The sequence below is a fragment of the Acetobacterium wieringae genome (assembly GCF_026646375.1).
Lineage (GTDB): Bacteria > Bacillota > Clostridia > Eubacteriales > Eubacteriaceae > Acetobacterium > Acetobacterium wieringae_A.
Window position 1 is genome coordinate 40,726 of record NZ_JAIPPU010000017.1, and the last position, 16,747, is coordinate 57,472.

The 16,747-nt window shown below is 38.7% G+C and carries 19 protein-coding genes; 4 read left to right on the top strand and 15 right to left on the bottom strand.

Annotated elements, in window-relative coordinates:
• Positions 1-104: 104 nt before the first annotated feature.
• From Q7P33_RS14640 to rpmH, 15 genes are all read right to left on the bottom strand, one after another.
• Positions 105-737, bottom strand: coding sequence for a stage II sporulation protein M (locus tag Q7P33_RS14640; RefSeq protein ID WP_303871434.1), 633 nt, complete (start codon positions 735-737; stop codon positions 105-107).
• Positions 734-940, bottom strand: a complete 207-nt coding sequence (locus Q7P33_RS14645; RefSeq protein ID WP_070370660.1) for a DUF951 domain-containing protein — start codon at positions 938-940, stop codon at positions 734-736. The genes Q7P33_RS14640 and Q7P33_RS14645 overlap by 4 nt, the downstream gene beginning before the upstream one ends.
• Positions 930-1,826 carry a mechanosensitive ion channel family protein gene (locus tag Q7P33_RS14650; RefSeq protein WP_303871435.1) on the bottom strand — a complete coding sequence of 299 codons (897 nt, stop codon included), beginning with the start codon at positions 1,824-1,826 and terminating at the stop codon, positions 930-932. Before Q7P33_RS14650 ends, Q7P33_RS14645 begins: the two co-directional genes overlap by 11 nt.
• Positions 1,827-1,835: 9 nt before the next feature.
• Positions 1,836-2,489: a CvpA family protein gene (locus Q7P33_RS14655; RefSeq protein ID WP_303871436.1), complete on the bottom strand. Its 654-nt coding sequence runs from the start codon at positions 2,487-2,489 to the stop codon at positions 1,836-1,838.
• Positions 2,486-3,562, bottom strand: a complete 1,077-nt coding sequence (locus tag Q7P33_RS14660) for a hypothetical protein (protein ID WP_303871438.1) — start codon at positions 3,560-3,562, stop codon at positions 2,486-2,488. The genes Q7P33_RS14655 and Q7P33_RS14660 overlap by 4 nt, the downstream gene beginning before the upstream one ends.
• A gap of 44 nt (positions 3,563-3,606) precedes the next feature.
• The gene (locus Q7P33_RS14665) at positions 3,607-4,503 is read right to left on the bottom strand and encodes a ParB/RepB/Spo0J family partition protein (protein ID WP_303871440.1); all 897 of its coding nucleotides are present in this window, start codon (positions 4,501-4,503) and stop codon (positions 3,607-3,609) included.
• Between the two features lie 2 nt (positions 4,504-4,505).
• Positions 4,506-5,270, bottom strand: a complete 765-nt coding sequence (locus tag Q7P33_RS14670; RefSeq protein WP_303871441.1) for a ParA family protein — start codon at positions 5,268-5,270, stop codon at positions 4,506-4,508.
• A gap of 222 nt (positions 5,271-5,492) precedes the next feature.
• Complete coding sequence (gene rsmG / locus Q7P33_RS14675; RefSeq protein WP_303871443.1) at positions 5,493-6,221, bottom strand: 16S rRNA (guanine(527)-N(7))-methyltransferase RsmG; 729 nt, start codon at positions 6,219-6,221, stop codon at positions 5,493-5,495.
• Positions 6,214-8,115, bottom strand: a complete 1,902-nt coding sequence (gene mnmG / locus Q7P33_RS14680; RefSeq protein WP_303871445.1) for a tRNA uridine-5-carboxymethylaminomethyl(34) synthesis enzyme MnmG — start codon at positions 8,113-8,115, stop codon at positions 6,214-6,216. The genes rsmG and mnmG overlap by 8 nt, the downstream gene beginning before the upstream one ends.
• 9 nt (positions 8,116-8,124) lie before the next feature.
• Positions 8,125-9,504 (bottom strand): tRNA uridine-5-carboxymethylaminomethyl(34) synthesis GTPase MnmE, encoded by a 1,380-nt coding sequence (gene mnmE / locus Q7P33_RS14685; protein ID WP_303871447.1) that lies wholly within the window; start codon positions 9,502-9,504, stop codon positions 8,125-8,127.
• A 131-nt stretch (positions 9,505-9,635) separates the two neighbouring features.
• Positions 9,636-10,265: an RNA-binding cell elongation regulator Jag/EloR gene (jag, locus tag Q7P33_RS14690; RefSeq protein WP_303871449.1), complete on the bottom strand. Its 630-nt coding sequence runs from the start codon at positions 10,263-10,265 to the stop codon at positions 9,636-9,638.
• A gap of 32 nt (positions 10,266-10,297) precedes the next feature.
• On the bottom strand, positions 10,298-11,260 hold the full coding sequence (locus tag Q7P33_RS14695; RefSeq protein WP_303871450.1) for a YidC/Oxa1 family membrane protein insertase: 963 nt from the start codon (positions 11,258-11,260) through the stop codon (positions 10,298-10,300).
• A gap of 33 nt (positions 11,261-11,293) precedes the next feature.
• Positions 11,294-11,506 (bottom strand): membrane protein insertion efficiency factor YidD, encoded by a 213-nt coding sequence (yidD, locus tag Q7P33_RS14700; protein ID WP_303871452.1) that lies wholly within the window; start codon positions 11,504-11,506, stop codon positions 11,294-11,296.
• Between the two features lies 1 nt (position 11,507).
• Positions 11,508-11,849, bottom strand: a complete 342-nt coding sequence (gene rnpA / locus Q7P33_RS14705) for a ribonuclease P protein component (protein ID WP_303871454.1) — start codon at positions 11,847-11,849, stop codon at positions 11,508-11,510.
• 61 nt (positions 11,850-11,910) lie between these two features.
• Positions 11,911-12,045: a 50S ribosomal protein L34 gene (gene rpmH / locus Q7P33_RS14710; protein ID WP_041669680.1), complete on the bottom strand. Its 135-nt coding sequence runs from the start codon at positions 12,043-12,045 to the stop codon at positions 11,911-11,913.
• A gap of 463 nt (positions 12,046-12,508) precedes the next feature.
• On the opposite strand from rpmH, the gene dnaA reads away from it, so the two are divergent.
• The 4 genes from dnaA to recF all read left to right on the top strand — a co-directional run bounded on the left by dnaA (position 12,509) and on the right by recF (position 16,735).
• A complete protein-coding gene (gene dnaA, locus Q7P33_RS14715) occupies positions 12,509-13,864 on the top strand; it encodes a chromosomal replication initiator protein DnaA (protein ID WP_303871457.1) in 1,356 nt (451 codons plus the stop codon).
• Positions 13,865-14,058: 194 nt separating this feature from the next.
• Entirely contained in the window at positions 14,059-15,171 is a 1,113-nt protein-coding gene (dnaN, locus tag Q7P33_RS14720) for a DNA polymerase III subunit beta (RefSeq protein WP_303871458.1), read from the top strand.
• Positions 15,172-15,392: 221 nt separating this feature from the next.
• The gene (locus tag Q7P33_RS14725) at positions 15,393-15,632 is read left to right on the top strand and encodes an RNA-binding S4 domain-containing protein (RefSeq protein ID WP_303871459.1); all 240 of its coding nucleotides are present in this window, start codon (positions 15,393-15,395) and stop codon (positions 15,630-15,632) included.
• Positions 15,614-16,735 (top strand): DNA replication/repair protein RecF, encoded by a 1,122-nt coding sequence (gene recF, locus Q7P33_RS14730; RefSeq protein WP_303871461.1) that lies wholly within the window; start codon positions 15,614-15,616, stop codon positions 16,733-16,735. Before Q7P33_RS14725 ends, recF begins: the two co-directional genes overlap by 19 nt.
• The last annotated feature ends 12 nt before the right edge of the window (positions 16,736-16,747 follow it).

Here is a 16,747-nt window from a genome sequence, read left to right on the forward strand (position 1 = left end):
CCTCCTCATGGACTATGGCTCACTTTTCCAGCGAGCAAGGATTACAGCTTTTAATTATATCATATCTTACAATTCATGCAAGGATTTTCTTGTATTTTTTTATATCAGACAGGTACAACCGCATTGAAAAGAATTGGCGTCATAAATGTTTCTATAAAAGAAGCTAAGAAGAAAAGTGGAATCAGCCACAATAAATAAATTCGCAAACATCCAATCGCCGCCTGTTTTAGCTCACCCTTCAGGCTTCTTCTCAAAATTGTTTTTGATAATTGCAAACAGAGATGTACACCCAGCGTTACCCCTAGAACCAGCGCTGGAATCTCAATCATACCATGGGGCAAAACCCCCACCAGAAAAGCAAACCAGCCAATGCCATTGGTTTGATACACTGCACCAATCAAACCAATAATAATCGCATTGGAAGCCAGCGAAAACATTGGCAAAAATAAAAATGGAACAACCCCTAAAAGACTGCTGATTCCACTGGCAATTACATTATTTAAAAAAATACCCAGCCATAGATCGACACCGGTGCCATCTAAAAATTCTTTCTGGTTAAACAACGCCTGCAACTCATTAAAATAACTCTGACTCAAACCCGGGTCACTCAGAAAAAGCAGGGTATTTAAAACACTCATAACCACAAAAAATGTCAGACAAAAAAAGAACGTTGGTTTTAAATGTTTTTCAAAATAGGTTTCTGCTCCATTCCATTGGGTCATAAAAAATTCTTTCATACTTCTCCCTTGCTTTCACCGCTCAGAATTTTCTTTATCTGTTTATTGAATTTAGACCGCTGAAGCATAACAATATGGCCGCAACCCAGACATTTTATTTTAATATCAGCCCCAACCCGGATAATTTCCCATTGAAAGCTTCCGCAGGGATGCTTTTTTTTCATTTCTACCCGATCCCCTAAAGAATAAACTTTAGTTTCCATATTTCACCTCTGCTTCTTTTTTGTCCATCGGTCTGACCGAATTTTGATTATATATCACGGTTTTATTATATGGAATTTCAATTCCTTTTTCATCAAATACCGTTTTGATTCGTTGCCGCAGTAAATTTTCTGCCGCAAATTTTGATGCCGCATCTTCTTCACATACAACTCGGATAACAACAGCTGACGGATCAAGCCGGGTGACTCCCTGAACTTCAGGACGAATTTTAAATAACTCTTCATGGTTTTCATATAGATCTGTGCAGATTTCTTCGAGGATTGTTATGACCTTTTCGACGTTTTCTTCGTAGGCAATGCTGACCTCAACAATTGCCTTCATATGTCCTTTGGAATAATTGATGAGACGATCGATTTTGCCATTATGAATGATAAAAAGTCCCCCATTAAATTCCCGAACGCTGGTTGTGCGCATCCCAATCGATTCAACGATACCATAATGCGTTTCATCAATGATCACATAATCACCAACACTAAATTGATTCTCAAAGACAATTACAAAGCCACTCATCACATCTTCCACAATCCCCTGAGCCCCAAAACCAATGGCCAGAGTTCCAACTCCAGCTACCGCCAACAATGAACCCACATTAATGAATTGACCCAGAATAATCAAACCCGCCAACGTCCAGATACTTGCTCTGGTGGCGGTCTTTGTCACATGATTCAAGGTAACAATTCGGCGAGCGTCCCGGGGTTCAAGTCCTGCTTTTTCACCATCAAAAATTCGGTCGACAACACCAAAGGTAATTTTTAAACTGATCACAACCACAATTAGAACGATCCCTGAAACCATACACTTTTGCAGTAAATGTGAAAAATCAAATTGACTGAGATACGTTGAAAAACTTGTTGTTAAATATTCCATAATTGACTCCTATTGAATTCCGATAGCGTTAAGCCCAATTGGTATCCAAGTTGATAATAAACTGCTCGCTTCAACGGTGGGCAAATTGGATACACCTCCCGTGGCAAGATTAATCGCAGAAAATACCCAAAGCATCACTGCGATGATGGCGGCTCCTAAAACCATTCCGATTAATGCCCCTACAAGACGATTAATTGTTCCAATGACAGGAATTTTTGAGATTCCTAAAAAGATGATTTGCAGCAACCAGCACAACACCGAAACCCCCATAACAAGAATACCAAAACTGATACTGTTGGCAATACCATGCTTGATCACTTCTGTCATTACGGTAATACCCTGATCCAAGATGGATTGACCATTACTCATAACAGCTTCACCGAGAAGGGCATTGGTTAAACCACTCTGTTGGGTACTCAAATCCATCAGCGACTGGGAAATAGCATCAATGTTAATTGTTGCAAAAAGATTATTTAGCATACCCGACTGAATCAACCAATCTGCCAATAGTGGTGAAAAAAACCAGGCGATTACAAAAGATGCAATAAATCCCCCGAAACTAATCAGGGTATTTATTGCACCTCGTTTGAATCCTATTATTCCTGAAAGTACGCAAATCAGGATACATATTAAATCAAGTGATGTTAGCGTTGAAATACTCATTTTTTATTCCTATAGTATGCTTCAATATCCTCTTCATTGATAATCCGCACGGCACTGGTTTCCATCAAGAAGGATTTATCATCCGATTCTTCATGCTGATTCAACCCTTTATTGAGATTCTCCAGCTCGATGGGTTGCGAAAGGTTCCAATCCTCAGACGGTTGTGACTGTTCATTACTAAACTCCGCGTCGGCTGTGATTTCCGGCATTGCCGCTGGCTTTATTTCGCTCTCATTGGAAGGCTGAACTTTTTCTGAACGAAACGGCTTTTCTTCGATAATGAGCTCACTGGTTTCAAACAGTCCCGTTTCTGATTTCTTATAGCGGGGTTTTTTAACATTCCCTCGCTCGGCAGCTACATAGGTATCGTCAATAATTACTTCTGTCATGATTTCTGTCTCTCTGGGCGTGAAACCTTCGTTGATTTGTTCATTGGAAAGCCCTTCCATACCGATACTTTCCCGTTTCGGTGTGCGTGATTTTCGGCGGTTTTTTTTCTTGTCTTTTTTCGTTTCGAGATCATACTCCAGATCCCGCTGATCTTCGGCTTTGGTTTCTTCCCAATACTTTCGGCCCAACATTCGGCCGAGTACAATCCCGATCACCTGAAAAACAATGGTAACTAACAGAGCTATTCCAAATAACAGAAAGATAGACAGTTCACTGCCAACTAATTGATAAATTAACCCAAAGGGCAGGTACCAAAATATAGTGGGTGCTGCAATAAAAGCAAACTGATTCCAGATACTGTTTGTATCCTGACCCGGAAACATGGTGGACACCACTGTCAATGTCCCGGTTAGAACGATTATGGGAATCAGACTATAGACAACATACCTCAGCGTTTTTGGCTTTTCATTGCCACTGATATTTTTAAAGCAGACAGTAAATAGGATGATCCAGAACGCACCAATCGTTATTAATTGGATGCCATTAAACAGATAGTCAAAACCACTTGTTCGGGTCAGATCAAATATGTTTTTAAATACCAGTACAATCACAATATACAGGATATTTCCCAATACTGCTGCTTCCAATGCTGACAGTCGTCTCTTTCTTTTGATTTGATTCATTATTTTCTCCATTTCATAATTGAATTGTCACAATTCGACTGATTCTAGTTTTCTTTTTCATATCCCAATCGCTCGAGTAGACGATCCAATTCTTCCAGCGATGAATAGACAAATTCTAGCTTCCCTTTTTTTCCACGATTACTTAAATGAACTTTGGTTTCAAATTTTCTTTCCAAAGCTTCCTGAATTTCTGCTATATATCCATTATTTGTCTCTTTTTTTTGCTGGAGAGGCTTTACCAGACCTTCACTCTGCATTTTTTTTATGCAATTCTCTGCTTCTCTGACACTCATTCCTTTTTCAATGATCTCACTTGCAAAGACTTCCATTTTTTCAGGATCTTCCAGAATTAGAATCGCCCGGGCATGTCCAGATGTAATTTTTTCCTGAGCCAATAGTTCTTGTATACTTTGTGGCAGTTTCAATAACCTGAGGGTGTTGGCAATGGCAGTTCGACTTTTCCCAATCCGAATACCAATTTCTCCCTGTGTCAGATTAAAGTTCTCCATTAAAGCTTCAAAGGCCAGCGCTTCTTCAATGCTATTGAGGTTTTCCCGCTGAACATTTTCAATGATGGCTATCTCCAGAACCTCTTCTGGCGGCAGATCTTTAACAATGACGGGCACCTCTTTAAGCCCAATCATATTGGCGGCTCGCCAACGTCTTTCTCCAGCAATAATGGTATACCCTTTCGTTTCTGGTTTAACAACCAACGGTTGAAGAATACCATGTTCTTTTATTGATGCGCCTAACTCTTCTAACTTAACTCGGTCAAAGCTTTTTCGCGGTTGTTTTGGATTGGGCCGAACATTATTTGTTCTGACATAGAAAACCAACTTTTCAACGTCAACCTCCAGCACTTCATCTTCTTGCGAAGGAACCACTGCATCATCGGGAAATAACGCTCTAAGACCTTTACCTAAACCTGTGTTTTTTCCCATAACTACTCCTGTCTTTGTACAAACTCTTTTGAAAGAGCCAAATATGCTTTTGCTCCCTTTGATCCACTGGCGTATTCAAAAATAGTCTGCCCATAACTGGGGGCTTCGGCCAGGCGGACATTGCGGGGAATCATGGTGTCATAAACTTTTTCTTTAAAATAATCCACGACTTCATCGACAACCTGATTTGATAAGTTTGTTCGGCTATCAAACATGGTCATCAGGACACCTTCAATTTCCAAATGAGGGTTTAGTCCCTGTTTTACCAGACTGATGGTATTCATCAGTTGACTCACGCCTTCCAAGGCATAAAACTCACATTGGATGGGAATTAACACCGTATTTGTCACCGCCAGGGCATTAATTGTTAATAAGCCAAGTGAGGGTGGACAGTCGATAAAGATATAATCGTAAAATGATTTAATATTTTCGATGCTATTTTTAAGGCGCAATTCTCGTTGTGGCATATTTGTCAGTTCAATTTCTGCTCCAGCTAAATCGGGATGAGATGGCAGGATATGAAGATTCTCGTAAGAAGTTGTCAGAATAATTTCTTTGAAATTATCACCATGGATAATCCCATTATAGACACTTTTTTCCAGATTATTCTTTTCAATTCCAAACCCACTGCTGGTATTTCCCTGTGGATCAATATCAATAACCAGCACTCGGTATCCTTCTAAACTGAGGGCAGTGGTTAAATTGATATTTGTGGTCGTTTTACCAACCCCACCTTTTTGATTAAATACTGCCACGATTTTTGCCATACTTTACTCCTTAAATTAAATCACTCAATCGCTTTTACAGCCTTGTTTACTGATCTTTGATTTGCTATCCTGATGTTTCTGACTACCAGCAATGTTTCACGTGAAACATGTGATCATTAAAACAATCTGTGCCTCATGGTTTTTCACAGATGTTTCACGTGAAACATCTGCGAAAAACCAGCTCAAATACTATCATATAACCCTTTATTTATGCTTGTACTATTATTTTGATATTGGAAATGCGTCTTTTTTTATCTTGCCATGGATCCTCGGGAAATTATTTGGGGTTGGTTTGATTTTTTTTACATTTATTATAACATGAACGTACTCACTTTGCAGTAATAAACCTTTTTCGATTGCTGCGATTTTCCCACCTAAAACATCAATCGGTATTTGAGCTGCATTTAACTCTTCCTGATAATCTCTTCCTTTCATCGATAAAAACTGTCCGCCAACCTTTGTCAGAGGCAAACAATACTCGGATAGCAGTGTCAAATTTGCCACCGCCCGAGAGGTGACAACGTCATATTTTTCCCGATGCTGATGATCTTGCCCTAATTCTTCAGCTCTACCATGAAGGGTTTTAATATTACTTATCCCTAACTCAGAAGCGATGGACTGGACGACACTGAGCTTCTTTTTAGTCGAATCCATTAACGTAACATCAGCCTCTTCCAGCATGATCGCCAGTGGAATACCCGGAAAACCGCCCCCGGTTCCGACATCTAAAATCTTTGTCTGCGGGTTTTTTATCAGTTTAAGGAGCGTTAGAGAATCAAGTAGATGAAGCTTGATAAATTCATCTTCATCTACAATCCGGGTCAGATTGATGTGTTTATTTCGTTCCAGGAGCAGATCCATATAAGCAATCAGTTTTTCGGCCTGCGTTTCATTAATCACTATTTCGGCTAATTTACCCAGGTATATTAATTTTTCTATACGCTTATTCATTATCTGTTCCTTTCAGGTCTCCACTTCGTCGTCGTTGCTCCAATGCAATTAATAAAACCGAAATATCTGCCGGCGATACTCCAGAAATCCGGGATGCCTGGCCAATTGATAATGGTTTAATTTCTTTAAGTTTTTCCGCTGCTTCAATTCGCAGTCCGCCAATTTGGGGATAATCAAGATCGATCGGAATCAGTTTGTGTTCAAGCTTTTTGAACTGCTCAACTTGTTGAAGTTGCTTTTTAATATAACCCTCATACTTAATCTGAACCTCCACCTGCTCGACCACACTCCAATGCAAAACCGGTCGTTCCGGATCAAAAACCGCAGTTTGATGGTACTTGACTTCAGGCCGTCGAATCAGTTCACCAATGGATAATCCATGCTGAATCTCCGAACTGCCAAATGATTTTAGCACCTCATTGTTTTCCGGATTGGGCTTAACAATAACCTGATTAAGTCGAGAAATCTCTTGTTTAATCTGTTCTTTCTTTGCCAGAAACTTCTGATACCGTTGATCATTGATCAGCCCGACCCGATGACCGATTTCAGTTAACCGTAAATCAGCGTTATCCTGTCGTAACAAGAGCCGGTATTCAGCCCGGGAAGTCATCATACGGTATGGCTCATCAATCCCTTTTGTAATGATATCATCAATGAGTACTCCTATGTAACCTTCTGATCGATCGATGATCACCGGTTGTTCACCCCGTAAATAAAGTGCTGCGTTAATACCGGCAACCAATCCCTGGGCTCCTGCTTCTTCATAGCCAGAGGTGCCATTGATCTGTCCGGCAAAAAATAAACCGGTTACTGCCTTGGACTCCAGTGAAGCCTTTAGTCTTGTTGGATGGATACAGTCATATTCGATAGCATAGGCCGATCGCATAAACTCGACGTTCTCCATTCCCGGCACCGTTCGATATAAGGCAATCTGAACATCCTCTGGCAAACAGGAGGACATCCCCTGGACATAGATTTCATTGGTATTTAATCCTTCCGGTTCCATAAAGATCTGATGGCGTTCCTTGTCGTGAAATCGCATCACCTTGGTCTCTATGGATGGGCAGTAACGAGGGCCAATTCCCACAACTTCGCCGGTATAAAGCGGTGAGCGTTCAATGTTCGCGTTGATAATCTGGTGCGTTTGCGGGTTGGTATACGTCAGGTAACAGGGTACCTGATCAATTTCAATTGAGTCGGTTTCAAATGAAAATGGTACAATTTGATCATCCCCCTCCTGAATAATCATTTTTGAATAATCCAGGGTTTTGGCATCAACCCGGGCGGGGGTTCCGGTTTTAAAGCGTTGCAACTCTATACCATTTTTTTCAAGACTTTCTGATAAATACATGGCTGGAAATAATCCGTTGGGCCCGCCATCATATTGAACATTACCGATAATAATCCGGCCTTTTAAATACGTACCACTACAGATAATTGCTGCCTTACAATTGTAAACTGCCCCAGTCGTAACCATTACGCCGGTGATCTTGCCATCTTCGACAATTATTTCAGTCGCTTCCTGCTGTTTTAATAACAGATTCTCCTGATTCTCAATCACTTCTTTCATTCTGAATTGATAGGCTTTTTTGTCGGCCTGAGCCCGTAGCGAATGTACCGCCGGACCTTTTGCCGTATTTAACATCTTACACTGTATCATCGTTGCATCAATGTTTTTTCCCATTTCACCGCCAAGCGCATCAATTTCCCGAACCAGATGTCCTTTTCCGGTACCACCGATGGATGGATTGCACGGCATCATTGCCACCGAATCCAGATTGATGGTTAATAGTAATGTTTTAAAACCAATTCGGGCACTGGCCAGCGCTGCCTCAGAACCGGCATGGCCAGCACCGATGACAATAATGTCGTAGTCTCCTCCTGGATATGTCATTTTTTTCCTCTACTTTCCAATGCAAAAATTTTTAAAAATCTGATCGATAATATCCATCCCAATGGCTTTTCCGGTAATACCGCGAAGCGCTTCTAAAGCTTCCATCACGTCAATACTGACAAGTTCCAGCGGCATTTGACTAGCCATGGTGTTAATAGCATTTTCCAGACTGGTTTTTGTTGTTTCCAGTAACTGAATGTGTCGGGTATTGGTAATCAGATAGTCCGCTTCCTGACTGACCGTTCCTTCAAAAACCATTTCAATCATTTTTTGTCGCAAGGTTTCGATTCCCTGATCTTCCAATAGGGACATTGGTATCCATGGCTCTGGAATCTCAACATCCATTCCACTGATCACATCGGTCTTATTGGCAATATAAATGGTTTTGCGATTTTTAAGCAATTCAATGAGTTCCTTTTCTCCAGCAGACATTTCTTTAGAGATATCCCGCATAAAAATTACCAGATTGGTTTGGTTTAAAAGCGCCTTTGATTTTTCAACGCCGATTTTTTCCACCAGATTATCGGTTTCTCTGATTCCAGCAGTATCAATAATCTTAAAGGGAATCCCCTCAATATTAAGATATTCTTCAATGGTATCCCGGGTAGTGCCAGGTATATCAGTAACAATAGCTTTGTTTTCCATTAACAAGGTGTTTAGTAGGGATGATTTTCCCACATTTGGTTCACCAAGAATCGCAGTTGTTATCCCTTCCCGGTAAATTTTACCGGTTTCAGCCACAGTCAGAATGTCTTTGATTTTATTTAACAACTCTAAAATCTGGCTGTTTACAAAATCATATGATATTTCTTCAATATCGTATTCGGGATAATCAATATTAACTTCCATATGCGAAAGAATTTCCACCAAAATATTATCCAATTCTTCCAGCTTGTGAGACAGTCGTCCTTCCAACTGAGCCACTGAATATTCCAGACTTTTTTCAGTTTTTGCATTGATAATATCAATAACCGCTTCTGCCTGAGTTAAATCTAATCTCCCATTTAAAAAAGCCCGCTTGGTAAATTCTCCCGGTTCAGCCAGTCGGGCTCCACAGGCAATAACCAGTTTTAGAATTTTCCGCATAGGGACAATTCCCCCATGACAATTTATCTCAACAACATCTTCAGCGGTATAGGAATGGGGTGTCAGCATTTTTGAGACCAGCACCTCATCAATATCTTTTTTGGTAGCTGGATCGACAATCCGTCCATAAACCAATTCATGGCTGTTGGTTGTCAACAGGTTTTTTCCCCGCGGATTGACAAACAGTTTATTTCCCAGTTCAACGGCATCGGGTCCGCTGATTCGGATAATACCAATTCCCGCACCACCCATTCCGGTAGCTACCGCAGCAATGGTATCTTCATTTTGTAATAAGGCTTCCAATTTATTCTCCTGTTTCAATAATTGTTTCCTAATCTCTAATAATATAATAAAATCCTGATGTTTACAAGTATGATCCAAATAAAAAGGCACCTTACAATTAACGCTTAAGCTAATTTGTAAAGTGCCTTTTTTTAGTTTTTATCTTTTAATTGAATAACAACCCGACGATAGGGTTCTTCTCCCTCACTGAAGGTAAAAACCTTATCGTGATTTTGGAGCTTTGCGTGAATAACCCTTCGTTCTGAAGGATTCATTGGTTCCAGCAGCATTTTTTTTTGATAATAAACTGCTTTATTCGCCATTTTTTCCCCAAGATCTTCAAGGGTTTTTTCCCGCTTCGCCCGATAGTTCTCAGTGTCTAAAATAACCCGAACGTATTCTTCATGTTGTCGATTGATAACCAAACTAACTAAGTATTGAAATGAATCCAGGGTTTGACCACGGCGTCCAATTAAGACACCCATGTCTTTCCCTTCCAGATCAATGAATAATACTTTATCCTCAAGACGGGTATTGATTTTACAATTAATTTTCATGGCATCGAGGACATCATTTAAAAAATCTAGGGCCCGCTGTTCAGGATTGTTTATCAGTGAGACCTCAACAATGGCTTCTTTTTTCCCAAATATTTTCATTAAACCACTGTCCGGCAATTGCAATACGTTTGTTTCAACTTGTTCTTTAGTCACACCAAGCTGTTGCAAACCATGGTTAATCGCATCTTCTACGGTTTTACCAGTGCCCGTTACTGTCTTATTCATTTTCCCTCTCCTTAGCTTTCAGTCATCATTTTTTATTTGTTATCATAACGTTCCTTGGCTTTTTGATAGGCTTCTTCCTGGGCTTCATCGCGCTCGGGAATTTCAACTGATGGTTTTTTACGCTGCTGCTCGGCTGATTGATGTGTTTTTGAACTTTGAATTTTTTTATTGGAAGCTGGCCGGGTCAATGGTTTTTTTGGCCCATCTGTCTGATCTTTTTTACTGCTTTTAGGCGCATTGGGGTTGGCCGCCGCTCGTCTGGCTGCTAATTCCGCTTTGCGTTCTTCTTCAGCCTCACGAACCCGACGTTCCGCTTCTTCAATCGTATAATCTGGTTCTGGAATACGCATCATAATAAACTGTTGTACAAAGGTAAAGACATTCTGGACAACCCAGTAAAGCGCCACCCCTGCCGGCATGGAAATTGAGATGTATCCAATCATAATCGGCATGGCATAAAGCATAATTTTTTGGGTTTTGGCATTGGGATCATCCGGATTCGTAGCCGGTTGCGCTGCCATCGTAAATTTCTGAGTGATAAATGTAAAGAGCGCTGCCAGGATCGGTAAAACATAAATCGGATCAGGCACGCTTAAGCTTTGCATCCATAAAAAGGACATATCCACGTCAGTAATGGTTCCATTGACGAATACCCAGGTTTCCGGATGTAACAGGGTTTGATAGAGTCCAATAAGGATAGGAAACTGCAATAAGATTGGTAAACAGCCTCCGGCAGGATTAACCTTAAAAGTTTTGTAGAGTTTTAGTGTCTCTTCATTTAATTTTTCTTTGTTATTCTTGTACTTTTTGTTAAGTTTTTGTAATTCCGGCTGAAGGCGTTGCATATCCTTCATGGATTTCGTTTGTTTAATATTTAGCGGTAATAATAATACCTTCATAAATATTGTAAAAATAATGATTGATAATCCATAATTATGAACAATTCCATAAATCTGGAATAACATCCAACCAAAGATCTGGTATAAAAACTCCATTCATTAACTCCTTAAGTTTTTCTCCCTAACATTCTAAGGAAGGGGATCATATCCCCCGGGATTAAAAGGATGGCATCTGAGAATGCGTTTCCCACCCATATAGCTTCCTTTTATGACACCGTATTTTTCAACAGCCAAAATAAAATACTCTGAACACGTGGGACTGAAACGACAATTATTTCCTAAAAGAGGTGAAATAAATTTCTGATAACCTCTAATAATTAAAACCAGGAATTTCTTGAACATTCTATGGCCTCATGAGATTCTTCTTATAAAACAAATGGTTTAACGATTTTTCTAAACTACTGTACGGCACTTCTTTAATGGATTCCTTAGCAATCAGAATAATATCATAACCTTTTGAAAAAGAATCTTCATTAAGACGGTATGCCTCTTTTATTCGTCTTTTTACCTTATTTCTAATCACAGCTTTTTTAGAAACTTTTTTACTGACGATTATCCCCAAACGATTAAAATTCTCTTCATTCTTAAGATAATAGATCACAAAGACTTTGTTTCCGAAAACATCCCCAACTTTAAAAACACGTTTAAATTCATTTTCCTTATTTAGGGATTTTATTTTTACCAAAGGAATTCTCCTTAATTTTTATTAAACAAAAGACCGCTTTTGAAAAACGGTCTACAAAGGATTATGCTGATAATTTTTCTCTTCCTTTTTGTCTTCTTTTCTTCAAAATAAGTCGACCGCTTTTTGCAGACATTCTTTTTCTGAAACCATGTTCTTTCTTACGCTGTCTAACTTTTGGTTGATAAGTTCTTTTCACTTCGACACCCCCTGACTAATACTTTATATTCATTTGTTTATAAGCTAATAAGACTTTTACCCTAGAATTATATAATCTCGCTTATTTTATGTCAAGTTATATTATCAAATCTGAAGCGTTTTCGCAAGTATTATGTTTATTTTAATTATATTGAATGCCTCAAAGCAATTTGTTATACTAGGTTTATCAACGTAAATGTGGATAAGTTTTTAAATTTTATCCAAATAATCCACAAATTTCAAGATTGTGTGGATTATTTGGGGATAACTTGTCAATATTTTTTAATTATCCGTTTTTTTTCGTCTTTTCGTGTTGGTATGTTTTTTTTAAGTTATCAACAATTTTTCGTATATTTTGCTTGATTTATTTGGCTATTCACATTAAAATGAATTCTCTGTGCATAATTTAAAATTTTATCCACAATGACACGACTTAAATTTATTAGAAATTGGAGGTTCATTTAATGGACACTTCCTTTAAAAAAATATGGGATGCCGCACTGGAAATTATCAAACCGGATATTAGTCCAACCAGTTTTAACACCTGGTTCTTAAAAATAAAGCCCATAAACTATGTTAATAACACCTATTATTTTTTATCGGAAAATGAATTCGAAAAAGGAATTCTGGAAAGCCGGCATATTCCGTTAATAACCAATGCCCTGGCTGAAGTTACCGGAAAAACCGGTCAGGTTAAGATCGTTTTAAAAGAAGAAGATGCGATGATCCCGCAAAATGATGCTTCACACCAGATATCCATCACCGCTGTCGACGAAAAAATATCCAATTACCAGAATAACTCTATGAATCCGAAATATACCTTCGACAGTTTTGTCATCGGCGAAAACAACCGTTTTGCTCATGCCGCCTGCGTCGCTGTTTCCGAAGCACCTTCAGAACGTTATAATCCACTCTTTATTTATGGTGGTGTTGGTTTGGGAAAAACCCACCTGATGCAAGCAATTGGACATTATATTTTATCTTATGCCCCCCATAAAAAGGTTGTTTATGTATCCTGTGAGAAATTTACCAACGACTTTATCGATGCGATTCAGAATAAGACCAATATTTCTTTTCGCAACAAATACCGTAGTGCCGATATTTTGTTAATTGATGATATCCAATTTTTAGCCAAAAAAGAAGGAACCCAGGAAGAATTCTTTCATACCTTCAATACCCTGCATCAGGAAAATAAACAGATTGTCATCAGCAGTGACCGACCACCAAAAGAAATACCAACCCTTGAAGAACGGCTCCGTTCCCGTTTCGAAAGCGGTCTGATCACCGATATTTATGCCCCCAATTTTGAAACCCGAATTGCGATCATCCGAAAAAAAGCCGAATCATTCAATGACGAGATCCCCAATGAGGTTTTAAGTTTTATTGCCGACAGCATCCATTCCAATATCCGGGAACTTGAAGGCGCTTTAACAACCGTCTTTGCCTATTCCAAACTTCATAAGGTACCGATTAATTTAGAATCAGCCAAAAATGCCCTCAAAGATATCTTTAGAAAAAAAGAAGATATTGTTATCACTGGCGAGTACATTAAAGAGGTCACCGCCAAATACTTTAATATTACGGTTGAAGACATGAATTCAAAAAAAAGAACCCGCTCGATTGCATTACCCCGGCAGGTTGCCATGTACATTACCCGGGAAATTACCGATCTTTCACTCCCGCGAATTGGCGAGGAATTCGGCGGCCGGGATCATTCCACGGTGATTCATGCCTGTCAAAAAATCGCTGAAGAAATGGATACCAACACGGATTTTAAAAACCTGATTCTGCGAATTGAACGGGAAATAAATGGTAATTAACAACCCACAGGCTCTGTCGGATCAATAACGAGGTTATCCACAAGTTATCCCCTGTTATTTTCGTTGATTTTTTGTATGGTCAACCGATTTGCCGAGTTATTAACAAAATCCACACCCCCTACTACTAATACTATTATTTTATTTAATATTATTAATATATAAAAGGGTTTTAAAAAAAATAGGAGGGATTATTTATGAAATTCAATTGTTCAAAAGAAAATTTAATAGCTGCGATATCCATTGCTCAAAAGGCAGTTTCATCAAAAACAACCATGAAAATATTGGAGGGAATTCTTTTTAGTGCCTCTGATAATAAATTATTATTAAGAAGCACCGATATGGAAATTGGTGTTGAAGTCACTATTCCGGCTGAAGTGGAAAAAAGCGGCGAAATTGTTTTGACCGCCAACATCATTAGTGAATTGATTCGTAAAATGTCCGGTTCTGATATTTTTTTTGAAAGTGATGAGCACCATCAGATAAAAATAGAGTGCCTCTTATCAAACTTTACCCTTAAAGGATTGTCAAATGAAGAATTCCCGGAATTTCCCGAAGTGATCGATGACCATATTTTTACCATTGATGCAGGTGTTTTAAAAGAGCTGATCAAAGGTACATTGTTTTCGGTGGCCACCAATGAAAATATTCCAGTTTTAACCGGTGTGAAAATAGAACTGCATGACGATGACATCCATTTGATTGCTCTTGATGGCTATCGTTTGGCACTCAGAGCCGGTAAAATAAAAAATCCGGTGGCAGAAGACCTTAGTGTCATTATACCGTCTAAATCGCTTTCTGAAATCAATAAGGTTCTGGTCAATTATAGTGGCGATGTCATTGTTAAATTTTCAAAAAATCAGATATTTTTTGAAATGGACAATACTCAGTTTACCTCCCGACTGCTAGAAGGGGACTTTATTAATTACAAGCAAATTATTCCTGGCGAAAAAACGACCCAGGTTAAAGTCAATCGCCGGTTATTATTGGAAAGCAGTGAACGGGCAGCGCTACTCGCTCGGGAAGGTAAAAACAATTTAATCAAAATGGATTTTAATCAGGATCAGCTGATTTTAACCTCTAATGCAGAAATCGGTGATGTGTTTGAAGTGATTCCCATCGAAAATCGGGGAGAATCTTTAAAAATTGCATTTAACTCAAAATTTCTCATCGAAGCGTTACGGGTAATTGAAGGTGAAGAACTGATGATTGATATGACCACTTCGGTTGGTCCGGGGGTTTTATTGCCGATGACAGGGAATGACTTTATTTATTTGATTCTTCCGGTTCGGATTGCAGAAGAGAATTAAATAATCAATGCGATAAAAATAAATAGTAGTATTAAAAGTAGTTTAAAAAATCAGAATTATGTAAATGATTCATTGAATTTTTAGACTATTTTTTATTTTTATGTTATAATAGCTTGGTTCATAGATAAACATATAAAAATTTAATCAATTTTGGTATAAATAAAGGGGATTCGTGTAATGCTCTTTCATTTTTGTCAAAAATGTAATGGGCGGGGAAATATATGCAAATAATTGAAATTAACACGGAGTTCATAAAAATTGATCAACTGATCAAATATGCTGGCATTGTCGGTAATGGCAGTGATGTCAAATTGATGATTTTAGACGGCCTGATTTGGGTGAACGGGGAATTGTGTACCCAGCGAAATAAAAAGATCCGAGATGGTGACCTGGTCGAAATAAAAGATTATGATACCCTGCAGGTAAAAGGGATCGGAAAACCATGTTTATCGAAGAATTAAAACTGATTCATTATCGTAATTATGAAAATGAATTAATTATTCCAAAGCGAGGAATCAATATTATTATGGGCGAAAATGCCCAGGGAAAAACAAATCTTATTGAAGCTATGTTTTTTTTATCCCGGGGTTACAGTCATCGTGCTTCAAATGTGGCAGAACTTGCCCAATGGGATCATGATGATTTTTTTATGAATGCCCGGGTTGTCAGTAAAGAGGTCAAACATACCCTTTCGGCTAAGAGTCACCAGGGAAAAAGGCAATTTTTACTGGATGGCAAGATAAAGAAAAGAGATAAGATCAATGGGATTTTTAATACCATTCTTTTTGAACCGGATGATTTAAAAATTGTCAAAGAAGGACCGGATAAAAGACGGCGGTTTCTTAATCAGGAAATATCCGGTTTCCGGCCAGAATATCATTATATTTTAAGAGATTATGAAAAAATACTGAATCAGCGAAATTCGTTATTAAAAAATATTCATTATGAGCCTAGCTTGGTAACTACCCTCGATGTTTGGGATGAACAACTGATGCAAACTGGAGTAAGGTTAATGAATCATCGGATTCGTTATCTTCATCGGCTCAATCGGGAAGCAAATAATCTTCATCAAGTACTCAGTCATGGAAAAGAAACACTTTCATTATCCTATCTGAATAATATTATTGATTCTCTGGAAGAACTGTCAGAAATAAAAAATCTTTATAAAAAAAGATTAGCATCCAGCCGGGAAGAAGAAATTTCACGGGGGGCTACTATTTATGGACCACACGTGGACGACATGCTGATTCAAATCAATGGTAAAGATGCCAGACGCTTTGGGTCACAGGGCCAGCAACGTTCTGCCGCCATTTCCCTTAAGCTATCCCAAATTGAGATATACTATGACAATACCGGGGAATATCCGGTGGTTCTTTTAGATGATATCTTTTCAGAATTGGATGAACATCGTCGCAAAAATATTCTCTCACTTTTAAATAAAACCCAGGCCTTTATCACCTGTACTGAAGATATTGTAAATGAAGGTGATGTACGACCAGAAAACCAACACATCATCGAGATTGTAAAGGGCCAGGCCCAGCTAAAAAAAATCTATAAACCATAAAAACCAGGAGGA

Bases quoted from the DNA above. Each gene is read 5' to 3' on its own strand.
- Q7P33_RS14645 (WP_070370660.1), bottom strand. From the start codon at position 940: ATGGAAACTAAAGTTTATTCTTTAGGGGATCGGGTAGAAATGAAAAAA.
- Q7P33_RS14640 (WP_303871434.1), bottom strand. From the start codon at position 737: ATGAAAGAATTTTTTATGACCCAATGGAATGGAGCAGAAACCTATTTT.
- rsmG (WP_303871443.1), bottom strand. From the start codon at position 6,221: ATGAATAAGCGTATAGAAAAATTAATATACCTGGGTAAATTAGCCGAA.
- Q7P33_RS14670 (WP_303871441.1), bottom strand. From the start codon at position 5,270: ATGGCAAAAATCGTGGCAGTATTTAATCAAAAAGGTGGGGTTGGTAAA.
- Q7P33_RS14650 (WP_303871435.1), bottom strand. From the start codon at position 1,826: ATGGAATATTTAACAACAAGTTTTTCAACGTATCTCAGTCAATTTGAT.
- Q7P33_RS14665 (WP_303871440.1), bottom strand. From the start codon at position 4,503: ATGGGAAAAAACACAGGTTTAGGTAAAGGTCTTAGAGCGTTATTTCCC.
- yidD (WP_303871452.1), bottom strand. From the start codon at position 11,506: ATGTTCAAGAAATTCCTGGTTTTAATTATTAGAGGTTATCAGAAATTT.
- Q7P33_RS14660 (WP_303871438.1), bottom strand. From the start codon at position 3,562: ATGAATCAAATCAAAAGAAAGAGACGACTGTCAGCATTGGAAGCAGCA.
- dnaN (WP_303871458.1), top strand. From the start codon at position 14,059: ATGAAATTCAATTGTTCAAAAGAAAATTTAATAGCTGCGATATCCATT.
- dnaA (WP_303871457.1), top strand. From the start codon at position 12,509: ATGGACACTTCCTTTAAAAAAATATGGGATGCCGCACTGGAAATTATC.
- Q7P33_RS14725 (WP_303871459.1), top strand. From the start codon at position 15,393: ATGCAAATAATTGAAATTAACACGGAGTTCATAAAAATTGATCAACTG.
- mnmG (WP_303871445.1), bottom strand. From the start codon at position 8,115: ATGACATATCCAGGAGGAGACTACGACATTATTGTCATCGGTGCTGGC.
- Q7P33_RS14655 (WP_303871436.1), bottom strand. From the start codon at position 2,489: ATGAGTATTTCAACGCTAACATCACTTGATTTAATATGTATCCTGATT.
- recF (WP_303871461.1), top strand. From the start codon at position 15,614: ATGTTTATCGAAGAATTAAAACTGATTCATTATCGTAATTATGAAAAT.
- Q7P33_RS14695 (WP_303871450.1), bottom strand. From the start codon at position 11,260: ATGGAGTTTTTATACCAGATCTTTGGTTGGATGTTATTCCAGATTTAT.
- jag (WP_303871449.1), bottom strand. From the start codon at position 10,265: ATGAATAAGACAGTAACGGGCACTGGTAAAACCGTAGAAGATGCGATT.